Genomic DNA, 2,740 nt, shown 5'->3' on the forward strand with positions numbered 1-2,740 from the left:
ACTGGATAAATGCATAGCGCCCCATTTTCGGTCACTAGAAAATGGGATGACATTGTCGCTAGTGTAGTTGTGCTCTAAATGGCCGTAGCCCTTGCGGATTGCTTGAGCTGTTGGGTTATTATCCTCACTGGTTTGGATGTAGGCTGCTAAGATTTGACCGATGGTCTCATCAGAAAACTTATCTGACAGGCTATGCAAGGCTTCAACAGTCATCTTACCTTGGGTAATTGTCCCGGTCTTGTCCAGACAGAGAGTATCCACACGAGCCAGGGTCTCAACAGAATACATTTCCTGAACAAGAACCTTGCGCATACCTAGCTTGATGACAGCTGTCAGGAGTGATGTGACTGTCAGCAGGGCGATTCCCTTAGGCAGCATACCCAAAAGAGCAGTCGAGCTGGTAATGACAGAGTTTTTGACAGGCAGTCCCTTTATCATCAGGGCTTCAAAGAAAAGTGCCAATCCGAAGGGAATGATAATTTTCCCAGTAAAGCGGGAGATTTTTCCAAGATTGTAAAGAATGCGCGAGTTGATAGGCTTGAGGGTTTTAGCCTCAGTCATGAGCTTGTTGGCATAGTTGTCTGCGCCGACATGATGCACCTCAGCATAGATCTGCCCACTAGCCAGAAAGCTACCAGACAGCAGCTCAGCACCTTCTTCCTTGAGAACCAAGTCACTCTCCCCTGTCAGCATGGCTTCATTGGCCTCGGCAACACCCTCTACTACATGGGCGTCACTAGGAATTTGCTCGCCGGCTGACAGCTTGATCAGATCGCCCAGTACAATTTCTTCTGGCTGAATCTTGACTTCCTGGCCGTCTCGGATAACTGTGACCAGCTCTCGGCTGACCAGATTGAGCTTGTCAATCATGTGTTTGGCTCGCAGTTCCGTAATAATACCAGTGACGGCGTTAAAGCTGATTACTGCGAAGAAGACCAGATTGCTCCAAGCTTGGACAGAGACCAAGGCTAGAGCAATCACAAAGTTAAGGGCATTAAAAAGGGTGAAAACATTCCGCTTAACGATTTGCCAGTTACTAGTACTGGTATCACTTGTAAAATCGTTGGTCAAGCCCTGCGAAATCTTTTCATCTACTTGGGTTTGGTTTAAACCAATTAATTCTTTCTTATTCATGAAAATAATGATACCATTTTTTTATAGAAATAGCTATCGGAATCAGCTGTTACAGCCAAAGTTTGGAAAAATATTGCAGACTATAAGGGTATAGGGTATAATGGGAAAGGATGTAATAAATTTCAAGTACAATCACAGTTTGAAATAAGGAGAGTTTATGTTTTATACCTATTTGCGAGGATTGGTAATTTTTATCCTCTGGGCTTTGAATGGCAATGCCCATTACCATAATAAAGAGAAGATTCCTTCAAAAGATGAAAATTATATCTTGGTTGCCCCTCACCGAACATGGTGGGATCCAGTTTACATGGCTTTTGCGACCAAGCCCAAGCAGTTCATTTTCATGGCTAAGAAACAGCTTTTTGAAAATCGCGTGTTCGGCTGGTGGATTCGTATGTGTGGTGCTTTTCCTATCGACCGGGAAAATCCTGGTCCGTCAGCGATCAAGTATCCTGTCAATATGCTGAAAAAGAGCAATCGCTCTCTGATTATGTTCCCGAGCGGCAGCCGTCATTCTACGGATGTCAAGGGAGGAGTGGCAGTGATTGCTAAGATGGCTAAGGTTCGGATCATGCCAGTTGTCTATGCTGGTCCCATGAGCCTCAAAGGCTTGGCAGCTGGGGAGCGCGTGGATATGAACTTTGGCAATCCAATTGATATTTCTGATATCAAAAAGATGAACGATGAAGGAGTGGAAGAAGTGGCTCGTCGGATTCAGGCGGAGTTTGACCGCTTGGATGCAGAAGTGGCGCCTTATCAGACAGGTAAAAAACCAAATATCTTCTGGCGGATTTTAAGAGCACTGGCCTTTATTCCAGCCGCTTTGATTGGTATTCTGACCTTTATTTTTAGTTTCCTTGCAAGCTTTGTCTGGGATCCAGATAAGCATAGAAAATAAGATACGAATCAGCTTCCTGAGCAATCTTGCTTGGGAGCTGATTTTTGTATGTGAGTGAGTTATAATGTTAGTATGTTTTATAAGGAGGATGCTATGTCTCTTGCATTTTTATCTTTTGTAACCTTATCACTGTTTATGTTGCACGAGTTTGATGAGATTATCCTGATTCGGCCTTGGATTTCTCAGAATCAAGATCATCAAGGCTATCAAAAGGAGATGTTCATTGCTAGGAGAGGAAGTTATCTTTCTGCTGAAAGTATAGCTCTAATGATTGCGGCGGAATTTCTGCTAGCTTTTATTCTCTTGCAGCTTGCGATTCTATTTCGCTTTCCCGAGCTAGCTTTGGCTATTGGTTTCTGTCATACCCTCCATCTGCTGGTCCATATCATGCAAGTGTTTCGCTTTCGTCGCTGGGTACCGGGCGGCTTCACAGCTCTGACGACTTTTCCTATACTCATCTTAGTCTTTGTCCTTTATCTGAGTCAGCAGTCAGTTTCTTGGCTCTTGCTTCTGATTCTAAGCGTGCTTGTGATGGCTTTTCTTTTGGCAAATCTGGCTTTTTTACATAGCAGAGCTCAAAAGTTAGAAGCTTGGATATACAGGATAAGCAAAGCAGACTGATATTAGAGCTTCTATTTTCATCAATGCCTCTTCTATCTATACGACTACTTGCAAAATAAAGATTTTAAAATATGACAAGCTGAAAAT

3 protein-coding genes are annotated in these 2,740 nt (G+C 43.5%); 2 read left to right on the forward strand and 1 reads right to left on the reverse strand.

Translation table 11 applies throughout. The features are described 5' to 3' along the window. A partial coding sequence (locus tag Q0191_RS07035; RefSeq protein WP_297665092.1) for an HAD-IC family P-type ATPase occupies positions 1-1,134 on the reverse strand: 1,134 nt, incomplete at its 3' end. Between the two features lie 157 nt (positions 1,135-1,291). Between Q0191_RS07035 and Q0191_RS07040 the strand changes: the two genes are divergently transcribed. Continuing rightward, positions 1,292-2,032, forward strand: a complete 741-nt coding sequence (locus Q0191_RS07040; RefSeq protein WP_125370630.1) for a 1-acyl-sn-glycerol-3-phosphate acyltransferase — start codon at positions 1,292-1,294, stop codon at positions 2,030-2,032. Between the two features lie 72 nt (positions 2,033-2,104). Continuing rightward, a complete protein-coding gene (locus Q0191_RS07045; protein ID WP_297665095.1) occupies positions 2,105-2,653 on the forward strand; it encodes an HXXEE domain-containing protein in 549 nt (182 codons plus the stop codon). The last annotated feature ends 87 nt before the right edge of the window (positions 2,654-2,740 follow it).

The organism is uncultured Streptococcus sp., from assembly GCF_938036805.1.
Taxonomy (GTDB): domain Bacteria; phylum Bacillota; class Bacilli; order Lactobacillales; family Streptococcaceae; genus Streptococcus.

What these genes read in the sequence shown, in the direction of transcription:
- Q0191_RS07040 (WP_125370630.1), top strand. Translation starts at nt 1,292, where the DNA reads ATGTTTTATACCTATTTGCGAGGATTGGTAATTTTTATCCTCTGGGCT.
- Q0191_RS07045 (WP_297665095.1), top strand. Translation starts at nt 2,105, where the DNA reads ATGTTTTATAAGGAGGATGCTATGTCTCTTGCATTTTTATCTTTTGTA.